Source organism: Ligilactobacillus sp. (assembly GCF_036846325.1).
Taxonomy (GTDB): domain Bacteria; phylum Bacillota; class Bacilli; order Lactobacillales; family Lactobacillaceae; genus Ligilactobacillus.
On sequence record NZ_DAIUCE010000150.1, the window covers coordinates 1080 to 3020 of the forward strand.

Genomic DNA, 1941 nt, shown 5'->3' on the forward strand with positions numbered 1-1941 from the left:
GCAAACACAACACCAGTAACCAAAATAACCAATGCACCGACTTGGTAGTACGTCCTATCATAAGGGTTTTCGAGTCCATGGCGGATAACATATGAAACAATGTAGACGATTTGCATAACGATCAAATCGACCAAAACAAAATCAAGGTGTTTCAACCACCCATTGCTTTTTTTACTGTACAAATTATTCACCCTCAATCCAAGCAGACATCGTTAACTATGGTTGTTTAATAAAGCCAAACTTTCTAGCAACAAACATCCAAATCTTCTTGACCATATTTTGATTACCCATAAACATCACAGGCAACTCAACGTAGTCTATCTGGTTTTGCTCAATCCAGACATCCATCAAAAGTTCACTGATATAGCCAAATATCCGAGCTTCGCTGACCGAATACCCTGAAATATCAACACGTTTCTCAACTTCTCCCAAAACATCAAAAAGCCATTCTGAATACGCTGAAAAAACCTTGTCTTTGGCAATAATCATATTGAACATATGCGCACTGCGGCGTTTCATTACCTCATCGAACTTCATCAAATAATCAGGGTATTTCTCCGCAATAACCCTGCGTGTTTCTTCAAGTCCTTCAATTTTGTGAGAATGTTCATAGTGAGACCATAAAGTTTCGATATAGTAATTACGCTTTTTAGGAAGAATAGCGTCATGTTTCTTCATGACATCAACAATCGTTTTTTCATCTAAAACATTTTCATACTTTTTTTCAAGTGACGCGCCAAGCATTCTTTTTCCCTTTGAAAACAAACGCCGGTAGTGTACCAAACCTTTAACATCAGCTTTACGATTTTTCCAGGCCCAATACTGTGCCGTCAGTTCGCAATAATTAGGGTTCTTTTCTGAAATATTTTCTCCGGTATTATCGCGCACGAATCCAGAAAAATCATCTTTTGCCGGTCCAACCTGAACCGGAATATAAATGTTTCCTTCAGGCATCCGGATATCTTTATGGCTTACAACATAAATTTCATATGACAAACAAAAATTCCTCGCTTCATCTCAAATTAATCAGCAAATTCTTCTTTAACTGTTACCAATGCGGCAGCGATAACCTGATCCATATTGTAGTAACGATACTGCCCCAAGCGTCCGCCAAAAATAACGTTTCCTGCTTCTTTTGAAGCCAAATTCTGATATTCCTTATAAAGACTGTTATTACGCTTGTCATTGACCGGATAGTACGGCTCGTCGCCGCGTTTCCAGTCAGCAGGATATTCACGCGTAATAACCGTCTTGTCTTTGTCGCCCTTGCCGAACTCAAAGTGCTTGTGCTCAATCACCCGCGTATACGGTGTCTCGGCATCCGTGTAGTTGACAACAGCGTTGCCCTGATAGTTATCAACGTCAAGTTCTTCCGTTTCAAAACGCAGGCTGCGATATTCAAGTTCTCCGAGCTTATAATCGAAGAACTGATCGATCATCCCAGTGAAAAGAACCTTGTCATAGTTTTTCAAATATTCGTCCTTTTTATCAAAGAAATCAACGCCGGTTTCAACCGTGATCTTATCATCAGCAAGCATCTTTTCAACGATTTGAGTGTATCCACCAACCGGGATTCCCTGATAGTCATCGTTGAAATAGTTGTTGTCATAAGTCAAACGAACCGGAAGACGGCGGATAATGAATGCGGGAAGTTCCGTAGCCTTCCTGCCCCATTGCTTTTCCGTGTAGCCTTTGACAAGTTTTTGATAAATATCCGTTCCGACAAGCGAAATTGCCTGCTCTTCAAGGTTTTCTGGTTCCTTGCCATTAAGCACCGCACGCTGTTCATTGATTTTGTCCAAAGCTTCCTTAGGAGTAACCACTCCCCAGAGCTTGTTGAACGTATTCATGTTAAACGGCATGTTGTAGATTTCGCCATTGTAATTAGCAATCGGACTGTTCGTATAGCGGTTGAATTCAGCAAACTGATTGACATAATTC

2 protein-coding genes are annotated in these 1941 nt (G+C 40.6%); both read right to left on the reverse strand.

Going from position 1 to position 1941, the window contains the following annotated elements; all coding sequences use genetic code 11:
- Window positions 1-216 precede the first annotated feature (216 nt).
- On the reverse strand, window positions 217-996 hold the full coding sequence (locus tag V7Z60_RS09540) for a DUF4422 domain-containing protein (RefSeq protein WP_334117579.1): 780 nt from the start codon (window positions 994-996) through the stop codon (window positions 217-219).
- Between the two features lie 26 nt (window positions 997-1022).
- On the reverse strand, window positions 1023-1941 hold a 919-nt coding region (gene glf / locus V7Z60_RS09545), incomplete at its 5' end, for a UDP-galactopyranose mutase (RefSeq protein WP_334117580.1).